Source organism: Streptomyces sp. NPDC087906 (assembly GCF_055584925.1).
This window is the reverse complement of record NZ_JBVJLC010000018.1, coordinates 56,864-73,168: the sequence shown is the minus strand read 5'-3', so window position 1 is coordinate 73,168 and position 16,305 is coordinate 56,864. Positions and strand designations below refer to the sequence as shown.

General features: G+C 70.8%; 13 protein-coding genes. 10 read left to right on the top strand and 3 right to left on the bottom strand.

Annotated features, from left to right (window positions below; all coding sequences use genetic code 11):
- Positions 1-62: 62 nt before the first annotated feature.
- A complete protein-coding gene (locus ACZ63I_RS33585) occupies positions 63-770 on the top strand; it encodes a DUF4190 domain-containing protein (protein WP_469343219.1) in 708 nt (235 codons plus the stop codon).
- On the opposite strand, the gene ACZ63I_RS33580 is transcribed toward ACZ63I_RS33585, so the two are convergent.
- Positions 767-1,333 carry an NADAR family protein gene (locus tag ACZ63I_RS33580; protein ID WP_469343217.1) on the bottom strand — a complete coding sequence of 189 codons (567 nt, stop codon included), beginning with the start codon at positions 1,331-1,333 and terminating at the stop codon, positions 767-769. The genes ACZ63I_RS33585 and ACZ63I_RS33580 overlap by 4 nt on opposite strands.
- Before the next feature lie 176 nt (positions 1,334-1,509).
- Between ACZ63I_RS33580 and ACZ63I_RS33575 the strand changes: the two genes are divergently transcribed.
- From ACZ63I_RS33575 to ACZ63I_RS33540, 8 genes are all read left to right on the top strand, one after another.
- Complete coding sequence (locus ACZ63I_RS33575; RefSeq protein WP_469343216.1) at positions 1,510-3,027, top strand: gamma-aminobutyraldehyde dehydrogenase; 1,518 nt, start codon at positions 1,510-1,512, stop codon at positions 3,025-3,027.
- Between the two features lie 24 nt (positions 3,028-3,051).
- The gene (locus ACZ63I_RS33570; RefSeq protein ID WP_469343215.1) at positions 3,052-4,299 is read left to right on the top strand and encodes a polyamine ABC transporter substrate-binding protein; all 1,248 of its coding nucleotides are present in this window, start codon (positions 3,052-3,054) and stop codon (positions 4,297-4,299) included.
- A 56-nt stretch (positions 4,300-4,355) separates the two neighbouring features.
- Positions 4,356-5,540 (top strand): ABC transporter ATP-binding protein, encoded by a 1,185-nt coding sequence (locus ACZ63I_RS33565; RefSeq protein ID WP_469343213.1) that lies wholly within the window; start codon positions 4,356-4,358, stop codon positions 5,538-5,540.
- A complete protein-coding gene (locus tag ACZ63I_RS33560; protein ID WP_469343212.1) occupies positions 5,537-6,478 on the top strand; it encodes an ABC transporter permease in 942 nt (313 codons plus the stop codon). The genes ACZ63I_RS33565 and ACZ63I_RS33560 overlap by 4 nt, the downstream gene beginning before the upstream one ends.
- Entirely contained in the window at positions 6,478-7,284 is an 807-nt protein-coding gene (locus tag ACZ63I_RS33555; protein WP_469343211.1) for an ABC transporter permease, read from the top strand. The genes ACZ63I_RS33560 and ACZ63I_RS33555 overlap by 1 nt, the downstream gene beginning before the upstream one ends.
- Before the next feature lie 55 nt (positions 7,285-7,339).
- The gene (locus ACZ63I_RS33550; protein WP_469343210.1) at positions 7,340-8,803 is read left to right on the top strand and encodes an NAD(P)/FAD-dependent oxidoreductase; all 1,464 of its coding nucleotides are present in this window, start codon (positions 7,340-7,342) and stop codon (positions 8,801-8,803) included.
- Positions 8,804-8,940: 137 nt separating this feature from the next.
- Complete coding sequence (locus ACZ63I_RS33545) at positions 8,941-9,411, top strand: bifunctional DNA primase/polymerase (protein ID WP_469343208.1); 471 nt, start codon at positions 8,941-8,943, stop codon at positions 9,409-9,411.
- A gap of 181 nt (positions 9,412-9,592) precedes the next feature.
- Positions 9,593-11,419 (top strand): chitinase, encoded by a 1,827-nt coding sequence (locus tag ACZ63I_RS33540; protein ID WP_469343276.1) that lies wholly within the window; start codon positions 9,593-9,595, stop codon positions 11,417-11,419.
- On the opposite strand, the gene ACZ63I_RS33535 is transcribed toward ACZ63I_RS33540, so the two are convergent.
- The gene (locus tag ACZ63I_RS33535) at positions 11,373-11,999 is read right to left on the bottom strand and encodes a phosphatase PAP2 family protein (RefSeq protein WP_469343206.1); all 627 of its coding nucleotides are present in this window, start codon (positions 11,997-11,999) and stop codon (positions 11,373-11,375) included. The two genes, ACZ63I_RS33540 and ACZ63I_RS33535, sit on opposite strands and share 47 nt — an antisense overlap.
- A gap of 449 nt (positions 12,000-12,448) precedes the next feature.
- Positions 12,449-13,783 carry a 4-aminobutyrate--2-oxoglutarate transaminase gene (gabT, locus tag ACZ63I_RS33530; RefSeq protein WP_469343205.1) on the bottom strand — a complete coding sequence of 445 codons (1,335 nt, stop codon included), beginning with the start codon at positions 13,781-13,783 and terminating at the stop codon, positions 12,449-12,451.
- A 299-nt stretch (positions 13,784-14,082) separates the two neighbouring features.
- Here gabT and ACZ63I_RS33525 point away from each other — a divergent pair, with 299 nt between their 5' ends.
- Entirely contained in the window at positions 14,083-16,257 is a 2,175-nt protein-coding gene (locus ACZ63I_RS33525; protein WP_469343204.1) for a type IV secretory system conjugative DNA transfer family protein, read from the top strand.
- Positions 16,258-16,305: the final 48 nt, after the last annotated feature.

Sequence of the window (16,305 nt, the reverse complement as noted above, 5' to 3'; positions counted from 1 at the left end):
CCGGGCCCTTCCGGGCCTGAACGCAGGCCGTAGCATGGCGGAATCACGATGGGGGAGGACCGTTGTCAGACCAGAGCGAGCGGCCGCAGGGCGGCTTCGAGCCGATAGACCCGTGGGCTCCGCCCGAGAAGAAGACGTCGCTGGACAAGGAGCGCCGGCAGCCGCACCCCGGCCCCCAGCAGGCGCCCCCGGGCGGGTCCGGCGGATCCGGCATGTCCGGCGGATCCGTGCACGACCAGCCGACCGTCGCCGGGATGCCCGGCAGCGGCCCCGAAGCGGCGGCCGTGCCGCCTCCGCCGCAGGCCCCCTCCGGCCCCGGCGGCCCGCCCCGGCACTACGGCTACCCGGTCTACCCCAGCGGCCCGGCCCCGACCCCCGCGCCGCCGTACCCGGGCGCTCCCGGCTACGGCTATCCCGGCTACCCGGCCTACGCCCAGCTCGGTCCGCCGCAGGGCAACAGGGACGGTATGGGCACGGCGGCGCTGGTGCTCGGCATCATCTCCGTGGTGGGTTTCTGCCTCGTCGGCGTCGACATCCTCATCGGCGGGCTCGCGCTCACCCTCGGCATCATCGGCCGCATCCGGGCCCGCAGGGGCGTGGCGAGCAACGGCGGTATGGCGCTCGCCGGCATCATCCTCGGCGCCGTCGGTGTGGTGTTCGCCACGGTCTTCCTCATCTTCGTCATCTGGGCGGGCGGCCAGGAGGAGAACGAACGGGACTCGACGGACCGCTATCCGACGTACGACACGTCACTCGTCGTCCCGCGTTAGCGCTGCCCCGGCCCGGGTCCTGATCCGCTCCCGCCGTCGCTCCCGCTCTCGCCGTCGCTCCCGCTCCTGAGCCGGTCCCGCGCCTCCGTCAGCGCGAACCCCAGCAGATTCAGCCCGCGCCAGCGCTCCGGATCCGCCGCCCGCTCGTCGTCCGCGGCCAGTCCGATGCCCCAGATCCGGTCCATCGGGCTGGCCTCGACGAGTATCCGGTCGCCCGTCGCCAGCAGGAACGCGCGCAGCGCCGGGTCCTGGCCGAACTTGTGGACGCTGCCGGCCAGCACGATCCCGTACCGCTCGCGCTCCCAGACGCTCTCGTCGAACCCGCGCACCAGCCGGCCCGCCTTCTTCGCCAGCGCCGGGTGCGCCGCCTCGATCGCCCGGCGCTCGGCTTCCGCGTCCTGGAACAGCCGGGCCTTGGCCGCCATCATCCAGTGCTCCGCCGTCGCGTACCGCTCCCCGTCGACCGTGAACGGCGACGGCCACCACTGACTCAGGCAGGACCGGTCGAGGGTGCCGTCCGCGCGCGGTGTGTGCCCCCAGAAATACAGATACGTGCTCCCCATGACACGCGATTCTGGCAGTCACCACTGACACTCCGTACGCCGATCGGCGGCTCCGCGCGACACATGGTCGACCGATTCCGTCGCGTAACCAAAAGGCAACAACGGAATCCCTTGTTGAGGCCACGACGCTCTGCCAGGATCGGCACTCAACCGGAGCCGGAACAACGGAGAGCGCAATGGTCGACCCCTTCCAGGTGCAGGATCGCTTCGCCGCCGGCGCGCAGTTCATCGGCGGCCACCCGCGACCCGGCACGTCGGGGCGTACCCAGGACGTGGTGAACCCGGCCACCGGCGAGCGCATCCTCTCCTACGCGCTGGCGTCCACCGCCGACGTGGACGCCGCCGTCGCCGCTGCCGCCGCCGCCTTCCCGGGCTGGTCGGGCGCCACCCCGGGCGAACGCTCGGACGCGCTGCACCGCTTCGCCGCCGTACTCGCCGAAGAGGCCGACGACTTCGCGTACGCGGAGTCGCTCCAGTGCGGCAAGCCGATCAAGCTCTCCACCGAGTTCGACGTGCCGGGCACCGTCGACAACACCGCCTTCTTCGCGGGCGCCGCGCGCCATCTCGAAGGCGTGTCCGCCGGTGAGTACAGCGCCGACCACACCTCGTACGTACGCCGCGAGGCCATCGGCGTCGTGGGCTCGATCGCGCCCTGGAACTATCCGCTCCAGATGGCCGCCTGGAAGATCCTGCCTGCCGTCGCCGCGGGCAACACCATCGTGCTCAAGCCCGCCGAGATCACCCCGTTCACCTCGCTGATGTTCGCCGAGGCCGCCCGCAGGGCCGGGCTGCCCGACGGAGTCGTCAACATCGTCAGCGGCGCGGGCCGCGACGCCGGCGAGCACCTGGTCGGCCACCCCGATGTCGTGATGACCTCCTTCACCGGCTCGACCGCCGTCGGCAGGCGCGTCGCCGAGATCGCCACCCGTACCGTCAAGCGCCTCCATCTGGAACTCGGCGGCAAGGCGCCCTTCCTCGTCTTCGACGACGCGGACCTGGCGGCAGCGGTCAACGGCGCCGTCGCCGGCTCGCTGATCAACTCGGGCCAGGACTGCACCGCCGCCACCCGCGCCTACGTGCAGCGCCCGCTGTACGACGCGTTCGTGGCCGGTGTCGCCGAACTGATGGAGACGGTCCGCGTCGGCGACCCCTTCGACCCGTCGACCGACCTCGGCCCGCTGATCTCGCACACCCACCGGGACCGGGTCGCCGGCTTCGTCGAGCGGGCCCGCGGCCACGCGCAGGTCGTCACCGGCGGGGCGGCCCCGCAGGGCGAGCTGACGGACGGCGCCTACTACCTCCCCACACTGATCGCAGGGGCCGCCCAGGACAGCGAGATCGTCCAGGCCGAGATCTTCGGACCCGTGCTGGTCGTGCTGCCCTTCGACTCCGACGACGAGGGCATCCGGCTCGCCAACGACACCCCGTACGGTCTCGCCGCCTCCGTCTGGAGCCGCGACGTGTACCGCACGGGCCGCGCGACCAGGGAGATCAAGGCCGGCTGTGTCTGGGTGAACGACCACATCCCGATCATCAGCGACCTGCCGCACGGCGGATACAAGGCCAGCGGTTACGGAAAAGACATGTCCGCGTACTCGTTCGAGGAGTACACACAGGTCAAACATGTGATGTACGACAACACAGCGGTACCCAGGAAGGACTGGCACCGCACGATCTTCGGGGACCGTCCTTAACTCTCACCCGAAAGGGCACAGCGCATGGAGCAGTACGAGTCCGACCCGCTGTCCGCTGTACAGATGAAGGCCATCCAGCGCCACCTGACGACCGGCAGGGGTGCCCTCACCCGCCGCTCGGTGCTGCGAGCCGGCGGGGCAGGCGCGCTCGGCATCGGCGCTCTCGCCGCGCTGAGCGGCTGCGGGATCCCGGCGGCCAAGAAGGAGGACGGCGGTCCCGCGTCGACCGACTTCTCGGCCAAGGAGAAGAAGATCACCTTCTCCAACTGGACCGAGTACATGGACGTCACGGACGACAACAAGCACTACCCGACCCTTGAGGCGTTCACCAGGCGCACCGGGATCAAGGTCACGTACAACACGGACATCAACGACAACAACGAGTTCTTCGGCAAGATCCAGCCGCAGCTCGCCGCGGGCCAGGACATCGGCCGCGACATCATCGTCCTCACCGACTGGCTCGTCGGCCGCATCATCGGGCTCGGCTGGGCGCAGACCCTGGACGCGTCGAACCTGGGCCACGCGTACGCCAACCTCACCCAGCAGTTCAGGACCCCCGACTGGGACCCCGGGCGGGCCCACTCGTACCCGTGGGCCGGCATCCCCACGGTGATCGCCTACAACACCAAGGCGACCGAGGGCCGCACCGTCGACTCCGTCTCCCAGCTCCTGGAAGACCCGAAGCTCAAGGGGAGGGTCTCCTTCCTCACCGAGATGCGGGACACCATGGGCATGACCATGCTCGACATGGGCGTCGACCCGGCGAAGTTCACCGCCGACCAGTACGACGCGGCGATAGCCCGGCTGCAGAAGGGCGTCGACAGCCAGCAGGTCCGCCGCTTCACCGGCAACGACTACACCGCCGACCTCGACAAGGGCGACATCGCCGCCTGCGTCGCCTGGGCCGGGGACATCGTCCAGCTCCAGGCCGACAACCCGGCCATCAAATACGCGATACCCGACTCCGGTTACATGATCTCCAGCGACAACATGATGGTCCCGGTCAAAGCACGTCACAAGACCAACGCCGAGAAGCTCATGGACTACTACTACGAGCCGGCGGTGGCCGCCCAGCTCGCCGCCTACATCAACTACGTCTGCCCCTGCGAAGGCGTGGGCCCCGAACTGGCGAAGATCGACAAGGCGATGGCCGCCAACCCGCTGATCATCCCGGACGCGAAGATGCAGACCACGTCGCACGCCTTCCGCTCGCTGAGCAACAAGGAAGAGACGTCGCTGGAGCAGAAGTTCTCCAACCTCATCGGAGCCTGACCCGGCCACTGCCGTACGAGCGCCCGTCCATCTCTCTAGCCCCGGGACCGTTATCCATGACAGACAACGCATCCACCAGCCGCGGCGGCGGTGACGTCCGCCTCGCCGGGATCAGCAAGACCTATGGCTCCTTCCACGCCGTCCGCCCCCTCGACCTGACCGTGCCCGAAGGCTCCTTCTTCGCCCTCCTCGGCGCCTCCGGCTGCGGCAAGACCACCACCCTGCGCATGATCGCCGGTCTTGAGGAGCCCACCACGGGCGCCGTCTTCCTCGGCGACAAGGACGTCACCGACCTGCCGTCCTACCGCAGGCCCGTCAACACCGTCTTCCAGAGCTACGCGCTCTTCCCGCACCTCGACATCTACGAGAACGTCGCCTTCGGACTGCGCAGGCGCGGCATCAAGTCCGTCAAGCAACAGGTCGCCGACATGCTCGACCTCGTCCAGCTCGGCGACTTCGCCAAGCGCAAGCCGCACCAGCTCTCCGGCGGCCAGCAGCAGCGCGTCGCCGTCGCCCGCGCGCTGATCAACCGCCCGCAGGTGCTGCTGCTCGACGAACCGCTCGGCGCCCTCGACCTGAAGCTGCGCCGGCAGATGCAGCTCGAACTCAAGCGCATCCAGACCGAGGTCGGCATCACCTTCGTCCATGTCACACACGACCAGGAGGAGGCCATGACGATGGCCGACACGGTCGCCGTGATGAACGCGGGCCGCGTCGAACAGCTCGGCACCCCCGCCGACCTCTACGAGAACCCCAGGACCACCTTCGTCGCCAACTTCCTCGGCACCTCCAACCTCATCGAGGCCGAGGTGACGGCGAAGAACGGCACGGACCTCGTCGTCACCGCGGGCGGCGTCACACTGCTGCTCCCCGCGGGACGCAGCTCGGCGGCGGGCGCCGCGGGCGACAAGATGCTCGTCGGGGTACGCCCCGAGAAGATCACCCTGGCCCACGCCGACGACGCCGGCGCCGTACCCGAAGGCCGCAACCGGATCACCGGCCGGATCGTCGACTCCAGCTTCATCGGCGTCTCCACGCAGTACGTGATCGACAGCCCCGTCTGCCCCGAGTTCGAGGTGTACGCGCAGAACATCGAGCGCGACGCCCGGCTCGTACCCGGCGCCGAGGTCGTCCTGCACTGGAACCCCGAGCACACCTTCGGACTCGACGCCGATCAGTCCGTGCTTGCCGGGACAGTTGCCGACGCGGGCGTCAAGACCGTCGACGAGGAGGCGGCATGACGGCCACGGCGGCGCCCCCCGCCGCGCCCACGCCCCCGCTCTCCGACGCCGAGCCCCCCGTACGCAAGGCCTCCCGGCGCAAGCGGCTCGTCCCGTACTGGCTGCTGCTCCCCGGCATCCTCTGGCTGCTGATCTTCTTCGTCGCGCCGCTGGTCTACCAGGCGTCCACGTCGGTGCAGACCGGTTCGCTGGAGAAGGGCTTCCAGGTCACCTGGCACTTCCAGACGTACTGGGACGTGCTCCAGCAGTACTACCCGCAGTTCCTGCGCTCCCTGCTGTACGCCGCGACGGCGACCGTGCTGTGCCTGCTGATCGGCTACCCGCTCGCCTATCTCATCGCCTTCCGGGCGGGCCGCTGGCGCAACGTGCTGCTCGTCCTCGTCATCGCGCCGTTCTTCACCAGCTTCCTGATCCGCACCCTGGCCTGGAAGACGATCCTCGCCGACGGCGGACCCGTCGTCTCCGTACTGAACAACCTGCACATCATCGACGTCACGAGCTGGCTCGGCTGGACCACCGGCGACCGGGTCCTCGCCACGCCCATGGCGGTGGTCTGCGGACTCACCTACAACTTCCTGCCGTTCATGATCCTGCCGCTGTACACCTCGCTGGAGCGCATCGACGGCCGGCTCCACGAAGCGGCCGGCGACCTGTACGCCAGGCCCTTCACCGTCTTCCGCAAGGTCACCTTCCCGCTCTCCCTGCCGGGCGTCGTCTCCGGCACCCTGCTCACCTTCATCCCGTCGAGCGGCGACTACGTCAACGCCGAACTGCTCGGCTCCGCCGACACCAAGATGATCGGCAGCGTCATCCAGTCGCAGTTCCTACGGGTCCTCGACTATCCGGCGGCAGCCGCCCTGTCGTTCATCCTCATGGCCGCGGTCCTGGGGATGGTCACCTTCTACATCCGCCGCGCGGGGACGGAGGAGCTTCTCTGATGGCAGCGACCCGCTGGATCAGGCGCAATCTGGTCGTCATCGCAGGCGTGCTGACGCTCGCCTACATGATCGTGCCGAACGTCGTCGTGATGGTCTTCTCGTTCAACAAGCCCGCCGGGCGGTTCAACTACGCCTGGCAGCACTTCTCCCTGGACGCCTGGAAGTCCCCCTGCGGCGCCGCTGGGCTCTGCGACTCCCTCGGGCTCTCCCTCCAGATCGCCGTCTGGGCGACCCTCGCCGCCACCGTGCTCGGCACGATGATCGCGTTCGCGCTCGTCCGCTACCGGTTCCACGGCCGCGGCCCGGTCAACTCGCTGATCTTCCTGCCGATGGCGATGCCCGAGGTCGTCATGGCCGCCTCGCTGCTCACGCTCTTCCTCAACCTCGGCGCGCAGCTCGGCTACGTCACCATCCTCATCGCCCACATCATGTTCTGCCTCAGCTTCGTCGTGACGGCCGTCAAGGCGCGCGTGCTGTCCATGGACCCCCGGCTCGAAGAGGCGGCGCGCGACCTCTACGCGGGGCCCGTGCAGACCTTCGTCCGGGTCACCCTGCCGATCGCGGCGCCCGGCATCGTCGCCGGCGCGCTGCTCGCTTTCGCGCTCTCCTTCGACGACTTCATCATCACGAACTTCAACGCGGGCTCGACCGTCACGTTCCCGATGTTCGTCTGGGGATCGGCGCAGCGCGGCACGCCGGTGCAGATCAACGTCATCGGCACGGCGATGTTCATCATTGCCGTAGCGCTGGTCGTCGGCGGCCAGCTCGTCAGCAACCGCAGGAAGAAGACCGCCGCGACCGCCTGAGGGGCCCCTGCGGGCGGTCCCTGCCACGATCACACCCCTGAAGGAGTTGGAAGACATGGCCCCAGGTGCCATGCGAACGACCGCGCGTACCGGCGCGGGCAGGACCGCGCGTACGGACACGTCCGCGCACGCGGCCGCCCTGGCCGACGTCCAGCCGCTCTCGTACTGGCTGGACGACCCGGACCGGCCGGCCGCCGTGCCCGCCCTCACCGGCGACGAGCGCTGCGACCTGCTCGTCGTCGGCGGCGGCTACAGCGGGCTGTGGAGCGCGCTCATCGCCAAGGAGCGCGATCCCGGGCGCGATGTCGTGCTGATCGAGGGCCGCGAGGTGGGCTGGGCCGCCTCGGGCCGCAACGGCGGCTTCTGCGCCGCCTCGCTGACCCACGGCTTCGCCAACGGGCTGGCCCGCTGGCCCGGTGAACTGCACACCCTGGAGGAGCTGGGCGCCCGCAACCTCGACGCCATCGAGGCGGCCGTCGCCCGCTACTCCATCGACTGCGACTTCGAGCGCTCCGGCGAGATCGACGTCGCCACCGAGCCGTACCAGCTCGACGAACTCGCCGAGCTGCGCGACGAGGCCGAACGGCTGGGCTTCACCGGACTCGAACTGCTCGACCAGGACGCCGTACGGGCCGAGGTCAACTCCCCGACGTTCGTCGGCGGACTGCTGGACCGGGACGGCGTCGCCATGCTGCACCCGGCGCGGCTCGCCTGGGGCCTCAAGCGGGCCTGCCTCGATCTCGGGGTCCGGATCTACGAGAACACCCGCGGCCTCGAACTGGCCCGCTCGGGGCCCGGCATGGCGGTGCGCACCCCGTACGGGCGGGTGCTGGCCAGGCAGGTCGCGCTCGGCACGAACGTCTTCCCCTCGCTGGTCAAGCGCGTCCGCCCGTACACCGTGCCGGTCTACGACTACGCGCTGATGACGGAGCAGCTCACGCCCGAGCAGCTCGCCTCGATCGGCTGGCGCAACCGGCAGGGCCTCGGCGACAGCGCCAACCAGTTCCACTACTTCCGGATCACCCCCGACCGGCGGATCCTGTGGGGCGGCTACGACGCCGTCTACCCGTACGGCGGCCGGCTCAGCGCCGAGCACGACCACCGGCCGGAGACGTATCTCAAGCTCGCCTCGCACTTCTTCCGCTGCTTCCCGCAGTTGGCAGGCGTGCGGTTCAGCCACGCCTGGGGCGGGGCCATCGACACCTGCACCCGCTTCGCCGCGTTCTTCGGGACCGCGTACGACGGCCGGGTCAGCTACGCGGCGGGCTACACCGGGCTGGGGGTCGGCGCGACCCGGTTCGGCGCCGACGTCATGCTCGACCTGCTGTCGGGGGAGCGCACCGAGCGCACGGCGCTGGAGATGGTCCGCAGCAAGCCGCTGCCGTTCCCGCCCGAGCCCGCCGCCTGGGCCGGCATCGGGCTGACCAAGTGGTCACTGGCGCGCGCCGACGAGCGCGGCGGCCGGCGCAATCTGTGGCTGCGGACGATGGACAGGCTCGGGCTGGGCTTCGACAGTTGACGTCCGCGCCGTCCGCGCCGCCTTCCCCCGGCTGACCTATTTTCAATTCGTCGCCCCAACCCGCGTCATGCCCCGGCGCCACCGCGCTCTCTCCCTATGGACGGAAAGTCCAACAACAGGGACGGGAGGCCGGCCGGATGACTGGCTCGGGGGCAAAAAACGCGGTGGAGTGGCTCGCCGCTGTGGCACCGGATCCCGAAGCGTGCCGGTGGGAATGGGAGCGCAACCCGCACGGGGTGGCGCTCCTGCCCGCCGGCAAACGCTGGGACGTACTGATCCTGCCGGGGGAACTCGGCTATCCGACGCTCGATGTGCTGACCAGGCTCGTGGACCGGCCCGGCCCGGTTCTCGCGGACTTCGGCGAGGCGCGCATGGGCTTCCTCGTACCACCGGGCACGGCGGCCCGCTGGCTCGGCACGGGCGTACGGGGGGCGGGGACCGGCACCTGGATCGTCGTGCCGTACCCGGGGCGCACGGGCGGCGGGGTGCGCTGGCTGATCCCGCCGGACGGCTCGGGGACGCTGACCGATCCGGCGCTGCTGGAAATGGCGATGCACGAGGCGGCGGCGGGGCTCGCGGGGGCGGGGGAGGAGGGGGCGGGGGAGTGAGCGCGGCCTGCCGGGAAGCCGGGTGCGAAGGCGGGTGCGAAGGCGGGTGCGAAGGCGGGCGGGACGTCCCGCCAAGCGTCCTGTCCTGCCAGAGGTCTTGACAACACCAATTGGTCTGGACCATGTTGTGCGCGCCCCGCCACCCCCATTTCCCCCATGCCCGGAGGCAGTTGTGGCAGTTGTGGAACGCACGAGACGCCGTACCCCCTTCCGAAGACTGGTGGCCGTCCTCGCGACCGCCGCCCTCGCCGCAGGCGGACTCGCCGCGGCGGCGCAGACGGCGCAGGCCGCCGACACCGACATCGCGCGCAACGGCACCTTCGAGTCCGGCATCACCGGCTGGAGCTGTACGGCGGGCAGCGGCGCCGCCGTCAGCACGCCCGTCCACGCGGGCAGCGGCGCGCTCAAGGCGACCCCCGCGGGCAGCGACAACGCCAAGTGCTCGCAGACCGTCACGGTCAAGCCGGGCTCGGCCTACACCCTGAGCGCGTACGTCCGGGGCAGCTACGTCTACCTCGGGGCGTCGGGGACCGGCACCACCGACGTGTCCACCTGGACCCAGTCGGCCCCCGACTGGCAGAAGCTCACCACCAGCTTCACCACGGGCCCCGGCACCACGTCGGTGACCGTCTACACCAACGGCTGGTACGGCACCGGCGCGTACTACGTGGACGACCTCAGCCTGGTCGGACCCGGCGGCGCCCCGGTCCAGCCGCCGGCCGTGCCCACCGGCCTCAAGTCGACCGGCGTCACCGCCTCCTCCGTGTCCCTCTCCTGGTCGGCCGTCCAGGGCGCGACCGGCTACAGCGTCTACCGGGGCGGTGCCAAGGTCCTCGACACGGCCGCCACGTCGGCGACCGTCGGCGGGCTCAACCCGTCCACCGCGTACGGCTTCCAGGTCGCGGCCACCAACGCGAGCGGCGCCTCCGCCCTCTCGTCCGCCGTCACGGCCACCACGTCCGCCTCCGGCGGCAGCGGCGGGACCGGCGGCGCCCTGCCGGCGCACGCGCTCGTCGGCTACCTGCACTCCAGCTTCGCCAACGGCTCCGGCTACATACGGATGGCGGACGTACCCGACTCGTGGGACGTGATCGACCTCGCCTTCGGCGAACCCACCTCGGTGACGTCCGGCGACATCCGCTTCAGCCTCTGCCCGGCGAGCGAATGCCCCAACGTCGAGTCGGCGGCGGACTTCAAGGCCGCCATCAAGGCCAAGCAGGCGGCGGGCAAGAAGGTCCTGATCTCCATCGGCGGCGCCAACGGCCAGGTGCAGCTCACCACGACGGCCGCGCGCGACACCTTCGTCTCGTCCGTCTCCAAGATCATTGACGAGTACGGTCTCGACGGCCTCGACATCGACTTCGAGGGCCACTCCCTCTCGCTCAACACCGGCGACACCGACTTCCGCAGCCCCACGACGCCGGTCGTCGTCAATCTGATCTCGGCGCTCAAGACGCTCAAGGCCAAGTACGGCGAGAAGTTCGTGCTGACCATGGCCCCGGAGACGTTCTTCGTCCAGCTCGGCTACCAGTTCTACGGCTCGGGCCCCTTCGGCGGCCAGGACCCGCGCGCCGGCGCCTATCTCCCGGTGATCTACGCACTGCGGGACAGCCTGACGCTGCTGCACGTCCAGGACTACAACTCGGGCCCGATCATGGGCCTCGACAACCAGTACCACACCATGGGCGCAGCCGATTTCCACATCGCGATGACCGACATGATGCTCACCGGCTTCCCGGTGGCGGGTGACAAGAGCAAGATGTTCCCCGCCCTGCGCCCCGACCAGATCGCGGTCGGCCTGCCCGCATCGGTCAACGCGGGCGGCGGCTTCACCGCGCCCGGCGAGGTGAACAAGGCGCTCAACTGCCTGACGAAGAAGACCGACTGCGGCACGTACCAGACGCACGGCACCTGGCCGGGGCTGCGCGGCCTGATGACCTGGTCGATCAACTGGGACAACTTCAACCAGCGGGAGTTCTCGAAGAACTTCGACGCGTACTTCGGCTGATCATCCGCACCACCCGCACCAGCAGCAGGAGCAGCACCCCGCACAGGGCGACACTGCCGAGCACGTCCAGCGGCCAGTGGTAGCCACGCAGCAGCAGTCCGGCGCCCGTCGCCACCGTGAGCAGCACGGCGACGGGCGCCGTCCTGCGCGCGCCCGCGAAGGGCGCGAGAACGACGGCCGCTGTCCCGTACGCGACCATCGCCGTCGCCGTATGGCCCGACGGGTAGTAACCGGTCGCCTCGGTGAGCGGCCCCGGCCGGTCGATCCAGAACTTGAGCGGCACGACCAGCGCGGGAACGAGCACCATCGTCACCGCACCGGCCAGCGCCTGCCGCCGGTGGCCCCGCAGCAGCGCGTAGAGCAGGGCGGCGGCCAGGACGGGCAGGGCGACCGTCATGGACCCCAGATCGGCGAGGACTTCGGTGAGCGCGCGCGGGCCGTGACCCACCAGGTGGAGTTCGATGCGCTCGTCGGCCCCGCGGACGGGACCGCCGACGGCGGCGGCCCAGGTGACGAGCGCGAAGAGCGCGACGCAGCAGAGGAGGGCCGGCAGAAACAGCGGCCCGAAGAGTCGGGACATGAGAGACGGCCGCCCTGGAGCAGGGGGGGTAGCTCCAAGACGGCCGGAAGGTTCGGCGTGCCGCTCGCCCCGGGGGGTTTGGGGCGGTCGGCCGTCCGATCCATGAGGATGCCTGAAGCCCGAAGCTCCAGTGGTGTGCGCGAAGGCACGACCAAAGCGGCGCTGGGGACGCTCCGCCCTGGGGTTGCCCGCAGTCCCCTGCGAGCGGGGTGTTTCTCTCATCTACGGAAACCGTACGGCAGGGGTGCGGGCACCGACAGCGTCACACGCATCTTGCCATCGGCCCCGCACACGTTCTTCACAGGACTCCACCACTGCCCCGGCGCCGCGTGGCGCCGGGCCGACTCGGAGGCAGCCCAGAGCCGCTCGAAGCAGCCCAGAGCCGCTCAGAGACAGCTCAGAGCCGTTCGAAGCAGCCCAGAGCCGCTCGAAGACCGCACCGAGACCGCTCAGAGCCCGGCGAACGCCTGCTCGATGATGTCCAGGCCCTCGTTCAGCAGGTCCTCGCCGGTCACCAGCGGCGGCAGGAAGCGCAGCACATTGCCGTACGTGCCACAGGTCAGCACCAGCAGTCCGGCCTGCTGGCAGGCCTTCGCGAGCGCCGCCGTCGCCTCGGCCGCCGGCTCCTTGGAGTCCCGGTCCTTCACCAGCTCGATCGCGATCATCGCGCCGCGCCCGCGCACGTCGCCGACGATGTCGTACTTCTCGCGCAGAGTCGCGAGCCGGGCCTTCATGATCTCCTCGATCCGGCGGGCCTTCGCCGGGAGATCCAGCTCCCGCATCGTCTCGATGGCGCCCAGCGCGGCGGCGCAGGCCACCGGGTTTCCGCCGTACGTACCGCCGAGGCCGCCGGAGTGCGCCGCGTCCATGATCTCGGCGCGCCCGGTGACGGCGGCGAGCGGCAGACCGCCCGCGATGCCCTTCGCCGTGGTGATCAGGTCGGGGACGATGCCCTCGTCCTCGCAGGCGAACCACTGTCCGGTGCGGCAGAAGCCCGACTGGATCTCGTCGGCGACGAACACGATCCCGTTGTCCTTCGCGAACTTCGCCAGCGCCGGCAGGAAGCCCTTCGCCGGCTCGATGAAGCCGCCCTCGCCGAGCACCGGCTCGATGATGATCGCGGCGACGTTCTCCGCGCCGATCTGCTTGCTGATCTGGTCGATGGCCTGCGCGGACGCCTCGGGGCCGCAGTTCTCGGGCCCGGTCGGCCAGCGGTAGCCGTACGCCACGGGCACCCGGTAGATCTCGGGCGCGAACGGACCGAAGCCGTTCTTGTACGGCATGTTCTTCGCGGTCAGCGCCATCGTCAGGTTGGTACGGCCGTGGTAGCCGTGGTCGAACACGACGACCGCCTGGCGCTTGGTGTACGAGCGGGCGATCTTCACCGCGTTCTCGACGGCCTCGGCGCCCGAGTTGAACAGGGCGGACTTCTTGGCGTGGTCGCCGGGCGTCAGCTCGGCGAGCTGCTCGCAGACGGCGACGTACCCCTCGTACGGGGTGATCATGAAACAGGTGTGGGTGAAGTCGGCGAGCTGGGCGGTGGCCCGGCGGACGACGGCCTCGGCGCTGACCCCCACCGTCGTCACGGCGATGCCGGAGCCGAAGTCGATGAACCGGTTGCCGTCCACGTCCTCCAGCACCCCGCCACCGGCGCGGGCGGCGAAGACGGGCATCGTGGACCCCACCCCGCCGGCCACGGTGGCCGTACGGCGGGCCTGCAACTCCAGCGACTTGGGACCGGGGACGGCGGTGACGAGACGGCGCTCCTGCGGGATTGCGGTCATGAGGGGCTCCTGGGGGTGCTTCGGTTGCCTGTCTGGGGGGCTCGGGTTGCCTGTCTTCGCAGGCTAGATGCGGGGGAGCGGAGCGGTCATGCTCCGATCGGTAGTGGTGCGCGCGTGTCGTTGTCCGCCGCGTACAGTCGGTCGGCGGGTCGTGGCGGCCGGTCCGTGGCCGGTCCGTGGCCGGTCGGCGCGGTCGGTCGGCAACACCCCCGTACGCGTGGGACGGTGAACTACCCGTGCGAGGGCACTAGATTGACGGTGGCACAGAGCGGACCTGGCTGGTCAGGGGGCAGGGGTTCATGAACACCGACGGCACGCACGAATCGCGGGGCGGCGCGCACGACTCACGCGACACTCGCGCCACTCCCGTGCCACGGCCGGCGGGACCGCCGAGCCCGTCGCACGCGGGACCTCCGGGACCCCTGGCGGGGCCGCCGCCCATGCCGCGATCGGCCCCGTTCGCGACGCCCCCGGCCCCGGAGCACGCCCCTGCCACCGGCCCCACGCTCCGCGACTGGCTGCACATGCCGCGCCTGTCCGACGCGCCGGGCACCTGGACGTACGGCCACCGGCCGAGGCCGGCGGTGGAACCGGAGCGGACGCCGCTGCGGCAGTTGGTGAGCGGGGCGCTGATCTCGGCGCTGGTCGGGGTCCTGTTCTGGTCCCTGCTCTGGAACGGCTACCTCGGCCATTTCTGGCTCTGGCCCCTCTACGCGTTCACGCCGGATTCCTGGCGTGGTTCCATGACGTCCGTCGTCGCCTCGTACATCTACTACGCGCTGGTCATCATCGTCCTCATCGTCGTCTTCGGACGCCTCGGCCGCTGGCCCGAGCTGGCCAAGCGCGTCCTCGGCCTCGGCGCCCACACCCCGCCGCCCGTCGCCGCCGCGCCGCCGCCAGGACCCGAGGACGATCTCGCCGAGTGGCCCGAGCTGCGGGCCGCAGGACAGGGCGAGAGCGCCGCGCGGCTCGCCGGTGAGGTGCGCGAGGGCCGGATGAACGACGTCGACTACGTCCGTATCCGGCGCGCCTGGCACTCCGTGCGGGTCGACCCCACCCGGCTGCCAGCGTTCACCGAGGCCGTACGGACCGGTGGCGCCGCCGCCTGCGTCCATCCGTCCGGCAAGCGCGATCTGCCCGTCAGGGCCGCCCGGCACGATCTGTTCGTCCGGCAGGTCAGGCTCGGCACCGTCCATGACGGTGAGCGCAACCCGTACGCCAGGCGGGGCACCGGCATCGCGCTGGAGCCGCAGCTCCTCGGCACCTCGCTGCTCGCCGTCGGACCGCCGGGAGCGGGCAAGACGCAGGCGCTGGTCAGGCCCGTCGTCGAATCGCTCGCGCTCCAGGCGCTCGCCGGGCAGGCCGCCGTCGTCGCCGTATGCGCGACCGGCACCCCCCTCGGCCCCGACGACGCGTACGACGTCGTGGTCAAGCTCGGCGACCCGCAGTCCGTGTACGACCTCGACCTGTACGGCGGCACCAACGACCCCGACGAGGCGGCGTCCGTCCTCGCCGAAGGGCTCGTCGGCGACCTCACCGACACCGACAGCAGGCGGGCCACCACCGTGCTCGCCCAACTGCTCGGCCCGTTCCGCGCCGCGTACGGCCGGCTGCCCGCCGTCCCCGAACTGCGCGAGCTGCTCGACGGGGTGCCCACGGCCATCGCCACGCTGCGCGAAGCCCTCGAAGCCGACGGGCACCACGCCATGCGCCGGGAGCTCGAAGGCCGCGAGCGGCAGGCAGGCGCGCCCGGCGACCCCGGCCGCGCGCTCGCCGACCGGATCGCGCTGCTCGACCGGCCAGCCTTCGCCGGCTTCTTCGACACCAGCGGTAGGACCCGGCCGTTCTCGCTGCGCGCCCTGGAACACCCGCTGCGGGTCCGTATCGACCTGCCGGAGCGCGGCCACGCCGAGGCGTCGCGGCTGCTGGCCCGGCTGGTGCTGGCCCAGTTCACCGCGAACGCCGCGGTCAGGGCCGACCACTCGCTGTTCGCCTGTCTCGTCCTGGACGACGCGACCCGCACCCTCACCCCCGAGACGCTGCGCGGTGTGCAGCGGCTGCGGTCCGTGAACGCCGGGGCCGTCCTCACCCTGCGCACGCTGGACGACGTACCGGAGACGCTGCACACGGCGCTGCTCGGCGCCGTCGGCTGCCGGATGGCGTTCGCCGGCATCACGACATGGGACGGCAAGCGGTTCGCCGAGGCGTGGGGCACGGAGTGGGTGGAGACCCGCGACGTCACCCAGCGGACGGTCTTCGCCGACCAGCCGCTGACCCGGGCCATCCACTCCTTCCGCAAGCTGGTCAGCGGCAAGGCGGTGACCACGGAAGGCGTGACCGTACGGCAGGTCGAGCGCGAGCGGTGGTCGGCGTCGGACCTGGCGCACGCGGTGCCGGCCGGGCATGCGGTGCTGTCGCTGCGGACGGTCGATGGCGAGCATGCGCCACCGCTGTTGGTGGATTTGCGGCACTGAGACCGGGACGGGCTTCGGACAACCTGGCAGAATCGGGAGTGGCCGTTC